Annotated in this window: 17 protein-coding genes; 5 read left to right on the top strand and 12 right to left on the bottom strand. The window is 73.8% G+C overall.

Annotated elements, in window-relative coordinates; translation table 11 throughout:
* Positions 1-9 precede the first annotated feature (9 nt).
* The 3 genes from SM793_RS02625 to SM793_RS02615 all read left to right on the top strand — a co-directional run bounded on the left by SM793_RS02625 (position 10) and on the right by SM793_RS02615 (position 2452).
* Positions 10-636 carry an RNA polymerase sigma factor gene (locus SM793_RS02625; RefSeq protein WP_320436322.1) on the top strand — a complete coding sequence of 209 codons (627 nt, stop codon included), beginning with the start codon at positions 10-12 and terminating at the stop codon, positions 634-636.
* Entirely contained in the window at positions 633-1658 is a 1026-nt protein-coding gene (locus SM793_RS02620) for a CU044_5270 family protein (protein ID WP_320436321.1), read from the top strand. The genes SM793_RS02625 and SM793_RS02620 overlap by 4 nt, the downstream gene beginning before the upstream one ends.
* A gap of 116 nt (positions 1659-1774) precedes the next feature.
* Positions 1775-2452: a peptidase inhibitor family I36 protein gene (locus SM793_RS02615; protein WP_320436320.1), complete on the top strand. Its 678-nt coding sequence runs from the start codon at positions 1775-1777 to the stop codon at positions 2450-2452.
* Between the two features lie 120 nt (positions 2453-2572).
* On the opposite strand, the gene SM793_RS02610 is transcribed toward SM793_RS02615, so the two are convergent.
* On the bottom strand, positions 2573-4087 hold the full coding sequence (locus SM793_RS02610) for an MFS transporter (protein ID WP_320436319.1): 1515 nt from the start codon (positions 4085-4087) through the stop codon (positions 2573-2575).
* Positions 4088-4245: 158 nt separating this feature from the next.
* Here SM793_RS02610 and SM793_RS02605 point away from each other — a divergent pair, with 158 nt between their 5' ends.
* The gene (locus tag SM793_RS02605; RefSeq protein WP_320436318.1) at positions 4246-4977 is read left to right on the top strand and encodes a TetR/AcrR family transcriptional regulator; all 732 of its coding nucleotides are present in this window, start codon (positions 4246-4248) and stop codon (positions 4975-4977) included.
* Between the two features lie 213 nt (positions 4978-5190).
* On the opposite strand, the gene SM793_RS02600 is transcribed toward SM793_RS02605, so the two are convergent.
* The 9 genes from SM793_RS02600 to SM793_RS02560 form a co-directional block, all read right to left on the bottom strand.
* Positions 5191-6027: a hypothetical protein gene (locus tag SM793_RS02600; RefSeq protein WP_320436317.1), complete on the bottom strand. Its 837-nt coding sequence runs from the start codon at positions 6025-6027 to the stop codon at positions 5191-5193.
* Positions 6028-6114: 87 nt separating this feature from the next.
* Positions 6115-6681, bottom strand: coding sequence for a toxin-antitoxin system HicB family antitoxin (locus SM793_RS02595; protein ID WP_320436316.1), 567 nt, complete (start codon positions 6679-6681; stop codon positions 6115-6117).
* Between the two features lie 211 nt (positions 6682-6892).
* Positions 6893-7891: an adenosine deaminase gene (locus SM793_RS02590; protein WP_413815861.1), complete on the bottom strand. Its 999-nt coding sequence runs from the start codon at positions 7889-7891 to the stop codon at positions 6893-6895.
* A 456-nt stretch (positions 7892-8347) separates the two neighbouring features.
* Positions 8348-9607 carry a DUF445 domain-containing protein gene (locus SM793_RS02585; protein WP_320436403.1) on the bottom strand — a complete coding sequence of 420 codons (1260 nt, stop codon included), beginning with the start codon at positions 9605-9607 and terminating at the stop codon, positions 8348-8350.
* A gap of 206 nt (positions 9608-9813) precedes the next feature.
* Positions 9814-11130, bottom strand: a complete 1317-nt coding sequence (locus SM793_RS02580; protein WP_320436315.1) for a nucleotide sugar dehydrogenase — start codon at positions 11128-11130, stop codon at positions 9814-9816.
* On the bottom strand, positions 11127-12398 hold the full coding sequence (locus SM793_RS02575) for a glycosyltransferase family 2 protein (RefSeq protein WP_320436314.1): 1272 nt from the start codon (positions 12396-12398) through the stop codon (positions 11127-11129). The genes SM793_RS02580 and SM793_RS02575 overlap by 4 nt, the downstream gene beginning before the upstream one ends.
* Positions 12399-12615: 217 nt before the next feature.
* Positions 12616-13575: an ATP-binding cassette domain-containing protein gene (locus SM793_RS02570; RefSeq protein WP_045940602.1), complete on the bottom strand. Its 960-nt coding sequence runs from the start codon at positions 13573-13575 to the stop codon at positions 12616-12618.
* Positions 13576-13604: 29 nt separating this feature from the next.
* The gene (locus SM793_RS02565) at positions 13605-14369 is read right to left on the bottom strand and encodes an ABC transporter permease (RefSeq protein ID WP_320436402.1); all 765 of its coding nucleotides are present in this window, start codon (positions 14367-14369) and stop codon (positions 13605-13607) included.
* Between the two features lie 100 nt (positions 14370-14469).
* Positions 14470-15270, bottom strand: coding sequence for an ABC transporter permease (locus tag SM793_RS02560; protein ID WP_320436401.1), 801 nt, complete (start codon positions 15268-15270; stop codon positions 14470-14472).
* 411 nt (positions 15271-15681) lie between these two features.
* Here SM793_RS02560 and SM793_RS02555 point away from each other — a divergent pair, with 411 nt between their 5' ends.
* Positions 15682-18177 (top strand): transglycosylase domain-containing protein, encoded by a 2496-nt coding sequence (locus SM793_RS02555; RefSeq protein WP_320436313.1) that lies wholly within the window; start codon positions 15682-15684, stop codon positions 18175-18177.
* A 49-nt stretch (positions 18178-18226) separates the two neighbouring features.
* On the opposite strand, the gene SM793_RS02550 is transcribed toward SM793_RS02555, so the two are convergent.
* Together SM793_RS02550 and SM793_RS02545 are read right to left on the bottom strand one after the other, a co-directional pair.
* Positions 18227-19420, bottom strand: coding sequence for a winged helix DNA-binding domain-containing protein (locus SM793_RS02550; protein WP_320436312.1), 1194 nt, complete (start codon positions 19418-19420; stop codon positions 18227-18229).
* Between the two features lie 75 nt (positions 19421-19495).
* Complete coding sequence (locus SM793_RS02545; protein ID WP_320436311.1) at positions 19496-20377, bottom strand: MBL fold metallo-hydrolase; 882 nt, start codon at positions 20375-20377, stop codon at positions 19496-19498.
* Positions 20378-20480: the final 103 nt, after the last annotated feature.

The raw sequence follows: 20480 nt of genomic DNA, 5'->3' as shown, positions 1-20480 counted from the left end.
GAGTCCTCCTTGTCCAGTAAGCAGACGCAGGCCGGCGAGCGCCAGGTCTTCGCCGAGCTCTACGATCAGCACGCTCGCACGGTCTTCGCGCACGCGTACAGATCGACCGGGGACCGCGACCTCGCGGACGACATCGTCTCCCTGACCTTCCTGGAGGCCTGGCGGCTCCGGAAGAAGCTCCGTGACGAGGTGCTCCACCCCCGGGCGTGGCTGCTGGCCATCGCCACCAATGTGCTCCGCAACACCGCCCGGACGGCGCGCCGGCACCGTGACGCGATGTCCCGTCTCCCCCGCCGCGACCCGATCCCCGACTTCGCCGACGAGGTGGTCGGCCGGATCACCGACGCCAGTACGGCCGCGGCCGCCGTCCGCGCGCTCGACCAGCTCGGCGGTCCCGAGCGTGAGGTGTTCACGCTCGTCGTCTGGTCGGGTCTCGGCTACGCGGAGGCCGCCGAGGCGCTGGGCATACCCGTCGGCACCGTCCGCTCCCGGCTCTCCCGGGTCCGGGACAAGCTCCGCCGGATCGTCGACGCCGAGGACCCCCCTGCTCCACGGGTCCCCTCAGCCTCGTCGGCGCCCGCCGGTCTCGCCATCAGTCATCAGTCCGTGGGCCACCACCAGGAAAGGCGGCCATGACCAACCCACGCACCGACCACACCGAGTGGGACGAGCACTGCGAACGCCGTGAACTCGCCCGGCTGCTCCCCCCGCCGCCCCACTTGGAACCCTCGCTCTCCCAACTGGCCGACCGCCGTGACTTCCTGCTCACCGAGTTCGCCCGGCCCCGGCCGTTGTCCGCTCTCTCCACCCGGTGGCGCGGCGTGGTCCTGGTGGCCGCCGTCGCCACCGCCGCGGCCATCACGGCGATGACCCTCGCCCCGGACACCTCCTCCACGGAGAACGCACCGCCTGCCACCGCCGCCTCCGTGGAACTCCTCGACCGGATCGCCAGGGTCGCGTACACCCAGCCGCAGCCCTCCGCCCAGGACAGCCAGTACACCTACATCAGGACCGTCGACCACACCACCGCACTGGCGGAGTCCGCCGACGGTTCGATGCAGCGCAGCACCACCACGACCAGCACCGAGCGGTGGACGGCGGTGAACGGCGCCCGCCCCGGCCTCCAGCGCCGGAACGGCGGTGACCAGCAGCTTCCCGCGCCGGACCCGGTCTCCCTGAACGCGCCCAGCTACCGGATGCTGGCCGGTCTGCCGAGCGACCCCGAGGCCCTGAGCAGGCTCGTCTACGCCGATGCCGGGTACAACCACGGCGCCGGATCCGCTTCGACCACCGGTTCCGACCAGGAGGCCTTCGTCACCATCGGCGACCTGCTGTGCAACGCGGTCGCGCCGCCCGCCGTCTCCGCCGCCCTGTACCGGGCGGCGAGCCGGATCCCGGGTGTGACGACCGTCGACGACGCGGTCGACGCGGTCGGACGCCACGGGGTGGCCGTCGCCCGGGTGCACGACGGCACCCGGTTCGAGTGGATCTTCGACCAGCGGACGATGCGGCTGCTGGGCAAGCGCGCGGTGCTCGTGAAGGACGGTCCGTGGGGGCGGGCCGGGGACGAGGTGAACTCGGTCGCGCTGGTCGCGCAGGGCATCGTGGGCGCTCCGGGTGAGGGGGTCGCCATCGGGACCGCAGAATCAAGCCAATGACCGAATTCGGTCAGCCATTGTCCGGTCCTCGTCGGAACTATTGTGCGAACGGCCGATCCGGCGTTGGGTCGTGGCAGCACCGTCCTGCCACGACTCACCTAGGGAGAAGTTGACCCGTGCGTTCCTTCCGCACGCTCGCCGTCGTCACCGCTGCCGCCGGCGCGCTCGCGCTCGCGGCCCCGGCGGCCCTGGCGGCGCCCGCGCCGTCCGTTCCGACGGCCCCGTCCGCCGACGCCCCGCAGTCCGCCGGCCCGGCGAAGGCAACGCCGTCCGCGCCGGTGATCGCCACCTACCGGGGCAAGAAGATCGACCTGGCCAACGGCTGGGCCGGCGCCAGCGTCTGCACCGAGGTGAAGGGCGGTGCGGTGTACTGCCACGACAGCGTCGCCGAGGCCGACCAGGCGCTCAACACCCTCGACCCGGCGGCGGCCCTCGCCGTCAAGGCAGCCAAGGCCGCGGGCGCCTCGGCCCCCGCCACCGGCGGCCAGGTGGCGCAGTCCACCGCGGACTGCCCGTCCGGCTGGGCCTGCCTCTGGGAGGACGTCAACTTCTCCGGTCTGCTGCTGCGCTGGTCGGAGCCCGGCACCAAGTACCTCTCCGACTGGTCGTTCCGCGACCGGGCCAGCTCCGCCTGCGTGTTCCGCAACGGCGGGGACCTGACGCTCTACGACGACCGCACCCTGCAGCCGGACCCGTCGGTCTACCTGTGGAACGGCAACTGCTACAACCTCACCGGTCTCAGCTACCCCTACGGCGGCAGCTGGAACGACAAGACCGACTACATCGTGCTCTGACGTCGTGCTCTGACGTCGTGTCCTGACGTCGTGCGCTGACCCGTGCTCCGAGCGTGCCGAGGTACGCCGAAGGCCGGCCCCCCGTGCGGGGGTGCCGGCCTTTCGCGTCCCTCGTGTCCGTCAGACCGCCAGCTCGGCCATGTCCTCCGTGGCCGCCCCGGGAGCCTCGGCGGGAGCGCCCGGCTTCCGGTTCCGCAGCACCAGCGCCGCCACCAGGGCCGCCGCCAGCACGCCCGCCGCGCTCACCATCAGGGTGGTCGACATCGCGGAGGTGAACGCCTCCCGGGCGGCGTGCACCGCGGCGGGGTCGCCCTTGGCCTCGGCCAGCGCGCCGACGATCGACTGCTTGGCCTGCTCGGAGGAGCCGGCCGGCATGCTGTCGGCATAGCCGCTGGCCAGCAGGGATCCGAGGATCGCGATGCCGAGCGCGGTGCCCGCCTGCTGGATGGTGTCGTTGAGCGCGGAGCCGACGCCGGCCTTCTCGGCCGGGATCTCGCTCATCAGCGCGCCGACCGCGGCCGGCATCGCGAGGCCCGCGCCCAGGCCGAGCAGGCCCAGCGCCACCGCCGGGACGGTGAAGCCGGTGTCCGCGTCGACCGTGCTGAGCAGGACGAACGAGCCGGCCATCAGGCCCATGCCGACCAGGACCAGCGGCCGGTGGCCGGTCTTCGCGCTCAGCCCGGCACCGGCGCCGTTGCCGATCAGCGCGGCGACCGCCATCGGCACGAAGGCCGTGCCCGCCTTGACCGGCGAGTAGTCCAGCACGAACTGCAGGTACTGGGTGAGGACCAGCAGCAGGCCGCCGTTGCCGATCTGCACCAGGGTCAGCGAGAGCGAACCGCCGCTGAAGTTGCGCTTCTTGAAGAGCGCCAGCGGCACCATCGGCTCCGCGACCCTGCTCTCCCAGACCACGAAGCCGCCGAGGGCCCCGACCGCGACCAGCAGGGAGACCAGCGAGGCACCGCCGAACGCCCCGTGCTTCGGGATCTCGATGATCCACCAGATCAGCGCCGTCATGCCGACCGCCGAGAGGACCGCGCCCAGCGGGTCCGGCTTCTGCCAGGGCCCCTTGGACTCGGGCATCAGGAGCAGCGCGGCCGTGATCGCCACGACCACCACCGGCACGTTGATGAAGAAGATCGAGTGCCAGGAGAAGTGGTCGATCAGCACGCCGCCCAGCACCGGGCTGCCGACCAGGCCGAGCATCGAGACCGAGCCCCAGGCCGCCATGGCCTTGCCCCGTTCGTCCTCGTCGAAGACGGTGATGAGGATCGACAGCGTCGAGGGCATGATCAGCGCGCCGCCCACGCCCATCGCCACCCGGCTCGCGATGACCTCACCGGGGTTGCTGCAGAGCGTCGCCGCCAGGGAGGCCGCGCCGAAGAGCAGCAGACCGGCGATCATCACCTTGCGGCGGCCGAACCGGTCGCCGAGGCTCCCCGAGGTCAGCAGCAGGCCGGCGAAGACCAGGATGTACGAGTCGAGGATCCACTGCGTGTCCTGGGCGGTGGCCTTGAGGTCCTCGGTCATCGACGGCACCGCCACGGTGAGCGCCATGCTGTCGACCACCAGGACGAGCGTGCTGAGGCACAGCACGAGCAGGATCCACCAGCGCCGTGGGTTACGGCCTTCCATGTCTTTTCCCCTCCGAAGTACGCCCGGGGCGTACGATGTACCGTCGATGCGAACACTGTACGCAGTGCGGAACAGTGTGCGCAACCCTGATTCCTGTACGCTGGTGCGAACGGTGTACGCAGGGATTTTCCGCTACCGATTCCAAGGAGGACCAGCCGATGGCCGCCAAGGCGACGAACCCGATCCCGTCCGTGTGGGCCCGGCCGCAGCGGGAGCCCGAACAGCCCGTGCTCAGCCGGGACACGATCGTCCGCGAGGCGATCGCGATGCTCGACGCCGACGGGGTCGAGGCGCTCTCCATGCGCAAGCTCGGCGCCCGGCTCAGCGCCGGCGCGACCTCGCTCTACCGGCACGTCGCCACCAAGGACGAGCTGATCGAGCTCGCGGTGGACGAGGTGTTCGGCGAGATCCCCGTCCCGGACCCGGGTGCCGCCGACTGGCGCTCCAATGTCACCCGGACCTGCGAGTCCTTCCGGGCCACCACGCTGCGCCACCGCTGGCTGGGGTCGGTCATCGGCCAGGCGGGCCTGGTCTACCTGGGCCCCAACCTGGTGAGGGTGTCCGAGCGGATGGCCGCGCTCTTCTCGGCCGCCGGCTTCCCCGAGCCGTCGCGGGCCATCGACACCGTGCTCTCCTACGTCCTGGGGATGAGCACCACCGAGGCCGCCTTCCTCACCACGGTGGCCAGGAGCGGCGAGACCGAGGCCGAGTTCATCGCCCGTCTGATGCCCGCCGCGGCGGAGGCGGTGGCCGGGCACGAATTCCTCGCCGACGCCTTCGCCGACGCCGCGGCCGAGGCCGTGGTGAATCCCGCGGCCCTGCGCGACCAGAAGTTCGAATACGGCCTGGAGGTCATCCTCGACGGCCTGGCGCTTCGCCTGCCGCGCTGACCCCCACCAACTGCCGGCACCGACCGGCGCCAGGCCTCCTACTTCCCGGAGCCCGCGGCCGCCCCCCGTCCGGGCGGCCGCGGGCGGTCTGATGGACGCCGCCCGGGCGTCCTGGGCGGCGCCGGACAGGCGGGCGGTGCGGTGGGGTGGGGACGGCGGGCACACCCCCGTGTCGCCCGCTGTCCCCGCCCGCCGCCCGCCGCCCGGGGCGCCTTAGGCGCGCCGGATCACGATGTCACCGAGCTGGGTGCGGGCCGTGAGCTGGACGGACTCCCCGCTCCCGGCGGGTGCGTCCGAGGCGTCCAGCGCGTTCCGGACCGAGCCGACCTGGGTGTGCACGTCGAGCCAGGCGGCGGTGCCCTCGGCGATACCGACCTCGACGGTGCCGATGGCGGTCTCCAGTGCGGCGCGGCCCCGGACGAGTTCGCCGATCCGCAGGCTGCCGTTGGCGGACCGGAGGTCGACCCCGGCCAGCGCGGTGCCGACGGTGACGGCGCCGTTGGCCGCCTCGGCCCGCAGCTCGCCGCCGACCTCCCCGACGACGGTCTCGCCGTTGAGGTTCTTGACCTTCAGCGCGCCGCCGACGGTGCCGATCTCTATCCGGCCCGAGGACGCCACCTCGGCGTCCCCGTCGGCCCGGCCCAGCCGGACGTCCCCGAGTTCGTTCCTCAGGTCGACGGCCGCCGCCTCGTCGATCCGGATCCGGCCGACCGAGGTCTTGATCCGGCAGTCGCCGAACACGCCCTCGAGCAGGAAGTCGCCCATCGGCGCGTCGGCGTCCACCGAGGATCCGACCGGGACCTCGAGGGTGATGTCGACCGATCCCGTCTTCCCGAAGATCCCGCGCTTCTTCGGGACCTTGACGACCAGGGCGCCGTCGGCGCAGGACACCGTGGCCTGCTCGGCGAGCCGGACGTCCAGCGCGGCGGCGGGGTTGGTCGGGCGGACCTCGACCAGGGTGTCGGTGCGCTTGGCGGCCGTGATCCGGACCGAGCCGATGTCGAACCGCAGGTTGGCGCGGACCGCGCCCGGGGTGTCGAAAGAAGGCATGGCTGTTCCGTCCTAGTGGCTCTGTGCTGCGTTTCCGCAGGTGAAAGGGGGACTGACGGATGAGCGAAAGGGGAGCCGGGGCCGGGGCTAGCGGACCCAGCCCGTGAAGCCCTGGCCGACCCCGCGGCCGGTCCTCGGCCCGGGCCTGGCCGGTGCGGCCGGCTCCAGTGCGGCGGCGACGGCCCGGACCAGCCAGGCGTTGACCGAGAGGCCCTCCTGTCCGGCGGCCTCCTCGACCCGGGCCTTGAGGTGTCCGGGCAGCCGGAAGTTGATCCGGGCGGTGGCGCCGTCCTCGCCCTCCCCGGCCGCACCGGACGGTGCCACCGGTGGCGCCATCGGCGACGCCGCCGGCCCCGGCCCGACCGGGCCCGCCTCGTGGAACGGCGCCGGTCCGTGGAACGAGTCGGCACCCGGCGGCACGGTGACCACGAACTCCGGATCGAGCCCGCGGAGCCGGACGTCCACCGATCCGGGGGCCAGCTCCCTGGTCACCTCCCCCATCGCGGCGGAGAGCGCGTTCAGCAGCGTGAGCCGGGCGGCCGACTCCAGCGGCAGGGTCAGCCGCTCGGCCAGAGCGCGCGCTTCGTCCCCGCCCGCCCCCGCGGCCACCGCGAGCTCGTGCCGGAGATTGTCGACGTACGGCGTGAGGTCCATGTCCAGAAGAATGGCACACGCATGGCGCCATGTCGAGCGATATGGCGCCACTTTTTGGCGCCACTCGAACGAGTGAATGGCGCCACTGTCGGCGAGCCGCTCCGCCGGGGGCGCCGAAAAGCCTCCTGGAACGGCAAGCGCCCGGCCCGGGAACGCCGAGAGCCCCGCCGGCAGCCGCCGACGGGGCCCGTGAGCCGCGGGAGACCGCCGCTCAGACCTGGCGCCACCGGGTCAGGTGGGCGTCGATCTCGCCGGCCAGCCGGGCCTTGCCGGGGGCATCGAGGAAGGACGCCTCCACCGCGTTCTTCGCCAGCCCGGCCACCCCGGCCTCGTCCAGGCCGAGCAGTCGCGCCGCCACCGCGTACTCGGTGTTGAGGTCGGTGCCGAACATCGGCGGGTCGTCGCTGTTGACGGTCACCAGCAGACCGGCCTCGACCATCCGCTTGATCGGGTGGTCCTCGATCCGCTCCACCGCCCGGGTGGCGATGTTGGAGGTCGGGCAGACCTCCAGCGGGATCCGGTGCTCGCCCAGGTGGTCGAGCAGCGCCCGGTCCCGCACCGCCTGGGTGCCGTGGCCGATCCGCTCGGCGCCGAGCACCCGCAGCGCGTCCCAGACCGTCTCCGGCCCGGTGGTCTCCCCCGCGTGCGGGACGCTGCGCAGGCCGACCGCCCGCGCCCGGTCGAAGTAGGGCTTGAACTGCGGGCGCGGGACGCCGATCTCCGGGCCGCCGAGGCCGAAGCTGACCAGGCCCTCGGGCGCCAGGTCGACGGCGAGCCTGGCGGTCTCCTCCGCGGCCGCGAGACCGGCCTCGCCGGGGATGTCGAAGCACCAGCGGAGCACCACCCCGAGTTCCTTCTCGGCGCGGTGGCGGGCGTCCTCGATGGCCTCCATGAAGGCGACGTCGGGGATGCCCCGGCTGACCGAGGAGTACGGGGTGACGGTCAGTTCGGCGTAGCGGATGTTCTGCCGGGCCATGTCCTCGGCCACGCCGAAGGTGAGGGCGCGGACGTCCTCGGCGTCCCGGACCAGGTCCACGACGCTCAGGTAGACCTCGATGAAGTGCGCGAAGTCGGTGAAGGTGAAGTACTCGGCGAGGGCCGCCGGATCGAGGGGCACCTTGGTCCGGCCCTCGTGCCGGGCGGCCAGTTCGGCGACCACCCGGGGCGAGGCCGATCCGACGTGGTGGACGTGCAGTTCCGCCTTCGGCATCGCGGCGATGAACGCCTCGATGGAGCGGTCCGCGGACTCCGCGGGGTTGCTGCTGGGGGTTCCGATCCGACTTCCGTCCGGCTGGACCACGGTGGTGCCCTTTCTTCCTCTGCCTCGACGAGCCGCCGCGCCGCGCCTGCTTCTACGCGCGTACGAGGTGGTGCTGGCAAGGATAGAGGCGGGCGGCGCGGTGGGGACGGCGGGCACACCCCCGTGCCGCCCGCTGTCCCCGCCGCCCCGCCCGCCACCGCGTCATGGTGCTGCGGGCGGATCCGCGGCCCGGTCGATCACCGTGCCGCGGAACCCTCTGGGACCACTGTGGCGCACGCCGCCGGGGCCGCCGGACCGTTTTCGGCCGTCCCACCGGGTCCCCGGCCGCCGCCTGGGACAATTCCGCAGGTCAGAGCCCTCGTACCGGAGGTGTCTCAAGCTTCGGTTGGAGACACCTCCGCTGTCTCAGCCGCCGAACGCGACCGCCACCGAGTGGATCAGCAGCCCGGCCAGCGCGCCGACCACCGTGCCGTTGATCCGGATGAACTGGAGGTCCCGGCCGACGTTGGCCTCGATCTTGCGCGAGGCGTCGTCGGCGTCCCAGCCCGCCACCGTCTCGGAGATCAGCGAGGTGATCTCGGCGCGGTAGGTGCCGACCAGGTACTGGGCGGCGTCCTGCAGCCAGCCGTCCGCCTTGGCCTGGAGCTTGGGGTCGGTGGCCAGGCGCGCGCCAAAGGTCCGTACGCCCTCGCGGATGCGCCGGCGCAGCTCGCTGTCCTCGTCCTCGGCGGCGTTCAGCACCAGCGAGCGGACGGCCGCCCAGGTGGAGGCGATGAGTTCCTGCACCTCGGGCCTGGCGAGCAGCTCGCCCTTGGCCCGCTCGACCCGGGCGATGGTCTCCGGGTCGGTCTGCAGCTCGGTGGCGAAGTCGGCGAGGAAGTTGTCGATCGCGCCGCGCGCCGGGTGGTCCTGGTCGTCCCTGATGTCGGTGACGAACCGCATCAGCTCCTTGTAGACCCGCTCGCCGACCTGGTGGTCGAGGAACTTCGGGGTCCAGCCGGGGGTCTTCTGGGTGACCCGCTGGACCACCTCGGCGTGGTTCTCGGCCAGCCAGTCGTGCGCCCGGACGGCGACCAGGTCGACCACGCCGTGGTGGCCGCCGTCCGCGACCACCTTGCCGAGCATCCGGCCGGCCGGCTCGGCGACCGAGGTGGCGGCGGCCCGCCGGGTCACCGCCTCGGCGACGACCGCCTGCACGTCGTCGTCGCGGAGCACCGCCAGCACGCCGCGCAGCGCCGCCGAGGCCTCCTTGGTGACCCGTTCGGCGCTGCCGGGCGCGGCCAGCCACTCGCCCAGCCGGCGGCCGATGCCGAGCGCGGCGAGCCGCTCGCGCACCACCTGGCCGGAGAGGAAGTTCTCCCCGACGAAGTCGCCCAGCGACCTGCCGAAGGAGTCCTTCTTGGTCGGGATGATCGCGGTGTGCGGGATGGGCAGGCCGAAGGGGCGCCGGAACAGCGCGGTCACCGCGAACCAGTCGGCCAGCGCACCGACCATGCCGGCCTCGGCGGCGGCCGCCAGATAGCCGGCCCAGGCGCCGGCGCCGGCCGCCTTCGCCCAGGTGGCCAGGACGAACACCAGGGTCGCGAAGGCCAGTAGGCCGGTCGCGATGGTCTTCATCCGGCGGACGCCGCGTCTCTTCTCCTCGTCGGCCGCGGTGAACCGCATCCCGGGGCCGGTCCCATTCAAGACTTCGTCGCTCACCCCGCCAGTCTGCCCGTTGCCCGGCGCGAACGGACGGCGCGTCCGGTGGCCGTGCGCCGGTCGACCACCGCGCCCGCCCCGCGCGGGCCCTGCGGAGCGGGCGCAAGGCGGGCGCGAGGCGGGCACGGGGCGGACGGGCGCGAGGCGGGGCGCGGGGCGGGCGCCCGGCCTCAGGCGCCCCCGAGCACGATCCGGCGCACCCCCGCCACGCCCGCCCAGCGGTCGGGATCGGTGCACCGCCGGCCGTCCAGCAGCACCCTGACGCCCGGCAGGTCGGCCGGGGCCAGCTCCCGGTACTCCGGATGGTCCGCCTGCAGCACCGCCGCCGCCACCGGCTCGCCCCCGTGCGCGGGCAGGCCCAGCGCCGTCAGTTCCCGCGCCGGGTACAGCGGGTCGGCCACGTACGGCCGGGCGCCCGCCGCCCGCAGGGCCTCCACCAGCGGGAACACCCCCGAGTAGGCGGTCTCCTTGGCCCCGCCCCGGTACGCGGCGCCGAGCACCAGCACGCCCTGCCCGGCGATCCCGCCCTCCAGCGCGCCGTCCAGCACCCCGACCGCGTAGGCCGGCATCTCCAGGTTGGCCGCCCGTGCCGCGCGGACCACCGTCGCCGAGGGGTCGTTCCACAGGTAGAGCCGCGGATAGACCGGGATGCAGTGCCCGCCGACCGCGATGCCCGGCCGGTGCAGATGGCTGAACGGCTGGGAGTTGCAGGCGTCGGCGACGGCGGCGAAGTCCACCCCGATCCGGTCCGCGTACCGGGCGAACTGGTTGGCCAGCGCGATGTTGACGTCCCGGTAGGTGGTCTCGGCGAGCTTGGCGAACTCCGCCGCCTCGGCGGACTCCAGCTCCCACACCCCGTTCGGCCGGCCCAGTGCCGCCAGCTCGGGGCGCGGGTCGAAGTCCAGCACCGCCCGGTAGAACTCGGCGCCGCGCCGGGTGGCGGCCGGGTCGGTCCCGCCCACCAGCTTGGGGTAGCGGCGCAGGTCGGCGAAGACCCGGCCGGTGCGGACCCGCTCCGGGCTGAAGACCAGCGCGAAGTCCCGGCCCGGGGTCAGCCCGGAGCCGGCCGCCAGGCGCGGCGCCCACCGCCCCCGGGTGACGCCCACCGGCAGGGTGGTCTCGTAGCTGACCAGGGTGCCCCGGCGCAGCCCGGCCGCGACCGCGTCGGTGGCGGAGTCGAGCAGGGTGAAGTCGGGCGTGCCGTCGGCGGCGGTGACCAGGGGGACGACCAGGACGACCGCCTCGGCCCGGGCGACGGCGGCCGAGGTGTCGGTGGTGGCGCGCAGCCGGCCCTCGGCGACCACCCGTTTGAGCGCCTCGTCCAGTCCGGCCTCCCGGGGGAACGGCGGCCGGCCCTGGTTGACCGCCTCGACCACCGGCGGGGCGACGTCGGCGCCGGTCACCCGATGGCCCTTGGCGGCGAACTGGACGGCGAGCGGCAGACCGAGCTTGCCCAGGCCCACCACGCAGATGTCGAGCGGGTTCATCGCCGTCCCCCGTTCCGGCCGTCGGCGGCCACCGCGTCGGCGAGCCGGCGCCATACCGGGTGGCCGCGCAGCCGGCGGCGCAGCTGGGCGGGCACCGCGCCGCGCCAGAGCTGCTGCACCAGGGTGGGCGGCGGCCCCGCCTCCGGGTCCACCGGCGCCTCCGGCCGCTCCTCCCCGAGCAGGAACAGCTCGTCCGCCAGTCCCACCGCGCCGTCCCGGAACGCGGGGTAGGCCGCGTACCGCCGCCGGACCCCGTCCGCCCCGGTCTCCGACACCACCGGCGGTGCGCCGTGCTCCGCCTCGTACCCGATCAGCTCGCGCAGCTGCTGGTACCGCCCGGTGGCGGCCAGCTCCAGCCGGACCCGGTCGGGCACCGCGAGCCGGTGGTACACCTCGCGGGCGCCGAACTGCCGGACGAGCTCGCGGACCCCGTCGCAGACCTGGTCCCGCAGCCCGGGTTCGAGGGCCAGCAGGCCCTCCTGGAGCAGCTGCGGCACCTCCCAGCCGAAGTGCCGCGCCCTGATGGCGTCCAGTTGGCCGCCGGGCGCGGCCAGTTCGGCGGCCACCCACTGCACGGCCGCGACCCCCCGGATCCGGTCCAGCGCGCCGGCCCGCTGGGTGACGTTGCCACGGTCCTCGCGCAGCACCAGGAAGTAGTGGTCGTAGTCCGCGAGGACGGAGATCCGGCGGGCCCGCAGGCAGGCGGCGAGGGTGAAGGGCTGGTCGGAGTAGACCTTCAGCTCCTCCTTGCGCGCCAGGTTGTGCCGCCGGACCAGGTCGAGCCGGAACAGTTTGGTGTCGGCGAGCGCCCAGGCCAGCGCGGAGTCCTCGAAGCCGACCGAGGCGGCGGTGGTGTCGAAGATGCCCTGCGGCACCAGCCGCCCGTTCACCCCGACCTGCTTGGGGATCAGGACGTCCGACCCCCAGTCGTCGGCGGAGGCGACCATCCGCGCCAGGGCCTCGTCGCCGAGCCAGTCGTCGGCGCCGAGGAAGAGCACGTAGCGGCCTCGGGCGAGCGCCAGCCCCCGGTTGGTCGGTGCGGCCGGGCCGCCGGAGTTGGCCTGGTGGACGACCTGGAACAGCCCGGGGTGCCGGGCCGCGTAGGTGTCGAGCAGTTCGCCGCCGCCGTCCGTGGAGCCGTCGTCGACCGCGACCACCTCCATGCGCGCGTGTCCGATGGTCTGCCGGACCAGCGAGTCCAGGCAGGCCGTCAGGTACGGCATGGTGTTGTAGACCGCGATCACCACGGTCACGTCGGGTACGGTCATCGGGCGCTGCCCTCCGGTGCGCGGGTCGCCGGGCGATACGAGGTCAACTCGGCGGCACGCCGCGGGGTCACGTCCACCACCCGCACGAGCGAGGCGGACCGAACGCCCGTCCGGGCGGTGCACACCCGGCCGGACGACGGCCCGGCCCCTCCCAAGGGCCCGGCCCCTCCGAACGGTCCGACCACTTCGAGCGGCAAGGCGCCCGCCCGGCGAACGCTCAGCCGATCGCGACCTCGGCGTACATCCGGGCGATCACGTCCTCGATCGCCGGCTCCCGCACCGACAGGTCGACCAGCGGGTACCGGGCGGCGACGGCCGCCACCACCGGGGCCGCGCTCTCCTGCGCCGGGAAGGCCAGCCACTGGCGCGGGCCCTCCACCCGGACCACCCGGGCACCGGGCACCTCGATCGGCGGGTGGCTCCCGGCCAGGTCGACGACCAGGGTCCGCTCGCTGTCGCCCGCCGCGTGCAGGGCCTCGAGACCGCCGTCGTGGACCACCCGGCCGTGGTCGATCACCATGACGCGGTCGCACAACTGCTCGATGTCGGTGAGGTCGTGGGTGGTGAGCAGCACCGTGGTGCCGAGGTCGCGGTTGACCTCGCGCAGGAAGTCCCGCACCTTGGCCTTGCTGACCACGTCCAGGCCGATGGTCGGCTCGTCGAGGTACAGCACCCGCGGGTCGTGCAGCAGGGCGGCGGCGAGGTCGCCGCGCATCCGCTGGCCGAGCGAGAGCTGGCGGACGGGTGTGTCGAGCAGCGCGCCGAGGTCGAGCAGCTCGACGCAGCGGTCCAGGTTGGCGCGATATCGGTGGTCGGGGATCCGGTAGAGCCGGCGGGCGAGTTCGTAGGAGTCGCGCAGCGGGAGGTCCCACCAGAGCGTGGTGCGCTGTCCGAAGACGACGCCGATCCGGCGGGCCAGGGCGACCCGTTCGCGGGCCGGGTCGACGCCGGCGACGCGCAGCCGTCCGGCGGTGGGGACGAGGATGCCGGTCAGCATCTTGATGGTGGTGGACTTGCCGGCGCCGTTCGGGCCGATGTAGCCGACGCACTCGCCGGCCTCGACGGTGAAGGTCAGCCCGTCGACGGCGCGCACCTCGCGCTTCTCCCGCCGCAGCCGGCCGGTCTTGGCGCGGACGGTGAAGGTGCGGCGGACGTCGTCGAGTTCGATCAGTGCCATGGTGCTTCCTCAGGGTGTCGGGGAGGGGGTCAGCCGCCGGCGCCGCGGTAGGCGCGCAGCCCGGCGCGCCAGGCCAGGCCGGCGGCGGTCAGGGCGAACGCCGCCGCGAGCGGCGAGGCGTACTGGAAGGCCGTGGGCAGGCCCAGGGGGTCGGGCCGGTCGAGGATCCGCAGCGCCGGCAGCCAGTTGACGAAGGCCAGCGGCACGCCGAACACGGTGCCGGCGACGAGTTCCTTGGCGAAGACGGTCGGCGGGTACTGCAGCACGGTGGCGCCGCCGTAGGTGAAGGAGTTCTGGAGCTCCTTGGCCTCGCCCCACCAGAACTGCAGGCTGGCGAAGCCGATGAAGACCGCGGCGAAGATCAGCGTGCCGCAGACCACCAGCACCGGCAGCAGCAGCATCCGGTCCCAGGTCCAGTGGACGTCCAGCGCCGTCAGCGACCAGACCAGCACGGCCACCGCCTGGGCGGGGCGGCCCAGCCGGCGCAGCGAGAACCGTTCGGCGCACAGCTGGGCGAGCGCGGGCGCGGGCCGGACCAGCATGATGTCCAGCGTGCCGGTGCGGATCCGCTCGCCCAGGGCGTCGATGGAGCCGACGAAGAGGTTCGCGAGGCCGAGGGCCAGCGCCGAGGTGCCGTAGAGGAAGCCGAGTTCGGGCAGGGTCCAGCCGCCGAGCGTGTCGGTGTGGCGGAACATCAGGACGATCACGGCGAAGTCGAGGAAGGTCACCACGACGTTGGCGCAGAGCATCATCACGAACGACGCCCGGTAGGACATGATCGCCCTGGTCCACATGGCGGCGGCGAGCCACCAGGAGCGCACCGCCCACGCCACCCGGGCGGCCGGGGACTCGCGGGTGACGGCGGGGCGGGGCGCCCGGGTCACGACGGCCTGGTCAGCCACCCTGGACCACCACCTTGCGGGTCGCCAGCAGCTGGAGCAGCCGGCCGGCCGCGAGCAGGACGACGGCCCAGCCGAGCTGGAAGCCGAGCGCGCCGAGCAGGCCGGGGCCGGTGACACGCTCCAGGAAGACGTCGGTGGGCACCTTCACCAGCGCCGCCCAGGGCAGCAGCGGCGCGAGGTCGCCGAGCAGGCCGGGGAAGAGCGCGAGCGGCAGCAGCATCCCGGAGAAGAACATCGACACCACCAGGGTCACCGAGCGCACGCCGTCGGAGTCCTGCAGCCAGAAGCCGGTGAGCGAGACGAGGAAGCGCACCCCGAAGCTGACCACCACCGCGAGCAGGGTGGCGAGCAGGAAGAACACCCAGGTCAGCGGGTTCTCGGGCAGCCGGACTCGGAAGGCCAGCGAGCCGACCAGCATCGGCGGCACGCCGCGGGCGAGCAGGTGGAAGGCGGCCCGGCCGAGGTCGGTGGCCAGCCACCAGCCCTGGAAGTCCACCGGGCGGTAGAGGTCGATGGCGATGTCACCGCTGCGGAAGCGCTCCTGGACGTCGTCCTGGAAGCCGCCGCCCATGACGGCGACGGTGACCAACAGCCCCTGGCTGACCCAGATGTAGGTGACGGCGGTGACCTCGTCGTAGCCGCCGAGGCCGGGGCGGGCGTGCCAGAGGGCGAGGAAGGTGGAGGCGAGGATGAAGCCGAAGACGGTGTTGGTGAAGGCCCCGGCGAGGCTGGCGGCCCGGTAGGTGGAGAAGCGCCGGAACGCGCCCCGGGCGACGGCCGTGTAGAGGCGCAGGGCCGCGTAGAACTCCGGGGCGACGCCGCCCGGGGCAGCGGCCGGAGTGGTGGCCGGGGCGGTGGCCCGAGTGGTGGCCGGACGCGACGGGCGCGGGGGCGCCGGGGTGTCGCCGACGGGATCAGGAGGATGGAGCCCAGCATTCTGCATATTGTCTCCTTGTCGACAAAGAGCGGCGCAGGGAGACCCCTGGCCGCGGGAGCGCATGCCGGACCGGCCCCGACCACCGCACCCGGGGGGTACCCGGCCTGGCGGGCGGAGCTGCGGCGGGCCGGAGCCCGAAACGGCCGCGCTATGTCGTTTGCACCTTTCACCGTAGCGCCGGGCAACCCGGCGCGCACCCGGTTTTCCCCCGACCGCCCGGCGCCGCCCCGCCGCCTGATCCGCAGTCAAATAGCACATAATCTCGGCATGACCTTGAGCACCGGCCGCCGCGCCAGACGGGCCGCCCGCCGCGAGGCGCGCCGCGCCCTGCCGCTCCGGCGGCGGCTGCTGCCCACCTGGCGGATCTGCGTCGGAACCGTGTTCGCCATCCTGCTGATCGCCGTCGGCGCCTTCGCCGTGCTCTACGTCATCGTCCCGCTGCCCGACCCCAACGCCCAGGCCGTCGCCCAGAGCAACATCTACCTCTACGCCGACGGCGTCACCGAGATCGCCCGCACCGGGACCGTCAACCGCACCGACGTCGACATCGAGCGGATCCCCGTCAGCACCCGGCAGGCCGTCGTCTCCGCCGAGGACCGCACCTTCTACCAGAACCGCGGCATCGACCTGAAGGGCATGGTCCGGGCCGGCTGGAACACCCTGACCGGCCAGGGCATGCAGGGCGGCTCCACCATCACCCAGCAGTACGTCAAGAACTACTACCTCACCCAGAGCCGGACCATCGAACGCAAGGGCCGCGAACTCCTGATCGCCCTCAAGGTCGACCAGCAGCGCGACAAGAACGAGATCCTCGCCGGCTACCTCAACACCAGCTACTTCGGCCGCGGCGCCTACGGCATCCAGAGCGCCGCCCGCGCCTACTACGGCATCGACGTCTCCGAACTCACCCTCCCGCAGAGCGCCTACCTCGCCGCCCTGCTCCAGGCCCCCAGCGCCTACGACGTGAAGACCGCGACCCCCGCCAACCGCGAACGCGCCCTCGCCCGCTGGCAGTACACCCTCGACGGCATGGTCCAGCTCGGCTTCATCAGCGCCACCGAACGCGCCGACACCGCCTTCCCCGACCCGGTCGACCCGCAGCCCGCCACCGGCCTCGGCGGCCAGGCCGGCTACCTGGTCGGCGTCGCCGACGACTACCTCGTCACCAACCGCATCCTCGACTCCGCCACCCTCAAGGCCGGCGGCTGGCGCATCACCACCACCTTCGACCAGGACAAGCAGGACGCCTTCGCACGCGCCGTCCACGAGGAACTCACCGACGAACTCGACCCCGTCGCCCGGCCCGCCACCGACACCGACGTCCGGGTCGCCGGCGCCTCCGTCGAACCCGCCACCGGCCGCGTCGTCGCCGTCTACGGCGGCCCCGACTACGCCAAACAGCCCTACAACGACGCGCTGCGCCAGGACAACCAGATCGGCTCCACCTTCAAACCGATCGACCTCGCCGCCGGCCTCAGCTCCCACCGCGGCAGCAGCTCGGACGGCCTCCCGATCAGCACCGAGACCCGCTACGACGGCACCAGCGAACGCCCCGTCACCGACGGCCCCACCCCGTACGCACCGCCCAACGAGGACGACATCGACTACGGCACCATCTCCCTGCGCCAGGCCATGGTGAAGTCCGTCAACTCGGTGTACGCGCAGGAGGGCGTGGACGCCGGCCTCGCCCACGTCCGGGAGACCGCCGTCCGACTCGGCATCCCGGCCGACGTGCCCGGCATGGACCCGGCCAACACCTCGATGACCCTCGGCACGGCCACCCCCAGCGCCCTCGACCTGGCCGGCGTCTACGCCGCCCTGGCCAACCACGGCGAGGCGCACCGGCCCTGGTCGGTCGCCGGACTGGAGCGGGTCAGCCCCGGCCCGGGACAGCCCGACGTACCGGACCTGCCCGACCGGCCCGGCTCCACCGCCCTCGACCGCGGCACCGCCGACGCCGTCACCGACGTCCTGCGCGACGCCGTCGGCCCGCGCGGCACCGGCGCCGCCGCCCTCGACCTCGGGCGCCCCGCCGCCGGCAAGACCGGCACCACCGACGCCAACCTCTCCGCCTGGTTCGCCGGCTACACCCCCGAACTCGCCACCACCGTCGGACTCTTCCGGGAGAATCCGAAGACCCACGCCAAGGAACCGCTGGCCGGCACCGCCGGCTACGCCCGGATCAACGGCGGCGCCTTCCCCACCCGGATCTGGACCAGCTACATGGGCGACGTACTGGACGGCACCGTCGTCCGGTCCTTCGACCTCCAGCCCACCGAGGGCGACAACCGGCCCGGCACCACCGGCCCGAGCACCACCCCGACCACCACCGCGCCGGCCTCGGCCTCCCCGTCCGCCGCCTCCGCCCCGTCACCCCCGGCGGGCGGCACCGGCGGCACCGGCGGAACGGGCGGCACCGGCGGCGCGCCGATCCCCGCCGCCCCGGCCCCGTCCGCCCCCCGCCGGCCCACCGCGAGCACCGGCTCCGGCACCACCGCGCCGGACCCCGTCCTGACCGTCATCACGCCCGAACCGCCCACCCTGGTGCCGCCCACCCCGCCCGGGCCCACCCAGTCGCAGCCCTCCCCCACCGCCCGGCCCAGCACCACCCGGCCCACCACCGAACCGGGCACCACCTCCCCCACCAGGACCCCGGAACCGACCCACTCGCCCGCCCCGCCGCCCACCGGCGGCGCCACCAAGCCCCCGAGCACCAGCCGACCCCCGGCCACGGCCGACCCCGCCACCCCGCCACCTGCCTGAGCCGACCCGCCCGACCTACCTGGCCCGACCCACCCGACGCCGCGGCGGCTCAGGCCACCAGCTCGCGCTCCAACGGCGTCCGGAACCTCGGCGTCACCCGCACCGCCCCCAGCCAGCCCACCAACCGCTCCGCCTCCACCCCGACGGCCGCCACCGCCTCCGCCCCCACATCCTCGAACAGCCGCCACACCACCTCGCCGTCCGCCCGCTGCGCCCAGCCGCCGACCACCCGGCCGCACCACCACACCGTCGGCCCGGCGTTCCCCGCCCGGTCGAACAGGGCCGGCACGTCCTGCGGCCGCAGATACCAGTCCCGCCCCCGCCAGCCCATCACCGCCGGATCCAGCCCCGGCAGCAGCGCCGCCCACGGCTCCGGCTCGGCCACCGGCTCCTCGTCCCCCGGCAGCACCAGCCCGGCCGCCGCACCGCCCGCCGCACCACCCGTCAGCGCCACCTCCACCGCGCCCACGTCGGCCAGCGCCCGGCGGACGTCCCCCAGCGTCCAGCCCGTCCACCACTTCACGTCCTCGACCGTCCCCGGCCCGTACCGCGCCAGCCAGCGCCGCACCACCTCCGCCTTCGCCTCCCGCGCCGGCACCTCCGGCCACTGCTCCACCGGCGCCCACGGATAGCTGCTGCTCAGCCACGACCCGCGCGGGCGCGACCGCCGCACATGCCCGTCCGAGGCCAGCAGCCGCAGCAGCCGGCTCCCCACACTCTGCTTAGCCTCGTACGGCTTGCCCACCGCCATCAGCATGGTCTCGCGCAGCGCCGGCACCTCCGCGCCCAGCTCGGCCGTGGTCGCCTCCCCGCGCGCCGCGAGCGCCGCCAGCACCGCCCGCTCGGTCTCCGCCAACCGCACCTCGCTCCACCCCTCGGCGAACTCACCGAGGTGTTTCAGCAGCGTCGCCCGCTCCTTCACCGCGATCGGCCGGGCCGCCGCCGCGCTCACGTACGGCGCGAACTCCTCGGTCACCGCGAAGAGCGTCCGCCGCATCGACAGCAGCTTCACCAGCGAGACGTCCTCGTACAGCGCCCGCTCCACCTCCACCGCCGACGGCTCCCGCAGCCGCGCGCACGCCGACAGGTACACCGTCGCCGGATCGGAAGCGTGCAGCCCGACCACCGCGTCCGCGGTCTCCTCCACCCGCGCCGCCCGCGCGGCCGGCGCCAGCAACTGCCGCAGCCCCAGCCGCGCCCGCCGCTGCCCGTCCCCGACCGGAACCGCCCCAGTGCTCACCATGGGCGGATCCTACGATCCGCCACCGACAAGTGTCCGAGGGCTCAGTCCTCGAACGGGCTCAGTCCTCGAACGGGCTCAGCCGTCGGGCGACAGGATGAAGAGCGGGAACACCCGGCGCTCCGGCACCTCGCCGATCTCCGCCATCGCCGCCCGGATCTCCCGCAGGTGGTCGACCGTCAACTGCAGCGGGGCCTCGTACGGCTGGTAGGTGTACCGGACCGGGTAGTCCACCCCCGGCTTCACGCTCATCTCGATGTGGCAGCCCAGCACATGGCCGACCGCCCGCCCCTCGCAGAACTCCACCAGCCGTCCGATCGACCGCCCGAACGCCGCCCAGTCCTGGATGTAGAGCCGCCCGGGGTAGACCGTGTCACCGGTGAGCAGGAACCCGGTCCACGGGTCGAAGAACGTCACCGCCGCCTCGTGGTGCCCCGGCGTCGCCAGGCACTCCAGCACCCGGCCCCCGAGGTCCAGCCGCGCCACCGCGTCCGGGTCCGCGTCGAACCCGAAGAACGCCCACGCGCTCGCCCTGTCCCCCCGCACCAGCCTCGTCCCCGGCCGGTCCGCGAACTGCCCGTCCCCCGCGACATGGTCGCCGTGCCCGTGGGTGTGCACCACCAGCAGCTCGTACCCGTCCCGCGGGTTGCGCTCCAGCCACTCGCCGACCAGCCCGTCGACGGTCTCCCGCAGCGGGAAGAACTCCGCCGACGCGGTCGCCCCGGTGTCGATCAGCACCGCCCGCTCGTTGCCGAACAGCAGGAACAGGAACGGCGCCTCGTAATTGACCGCCATGTTCTGCCGCAGGATCACGGTGTGCTCGTCGTACCGGTGGACCTGGATGTCCGGATCCGTGTTGTGCTTCGCCGACTCCGAGCCGTGGATCCACCGCACCCCGTCCAGCCCGCCCACCGGCGAAGCCGCCCCACCGAAGTCGACCGAAGAGCCTTTCCCGCCCATACCCGTCCCCCTTGCTCCGTGTACGCCGCGACGTGTACGCCGTCCCCCTCGGCGACGCTACCACCGCGCCACACCGGCCCCCGGGGCCCCGGGGAACGACGGC

This window comes from Kitasatospora purpeofusca, from assembly GCF_034043715.1.
GTDB classification, from domain to species: Bacteria; Actinomycetota; Actinomycetes; order Streptomycetales; family Streptomycetaceae; genus Kitasatospora; species Kitasatospora purpeofusca_A.
The sequence above is the reverse complement of the archived record's forward strand: the minus strand, read 5'-3'. Positions and strand labels throughout refer to the sequence as shown.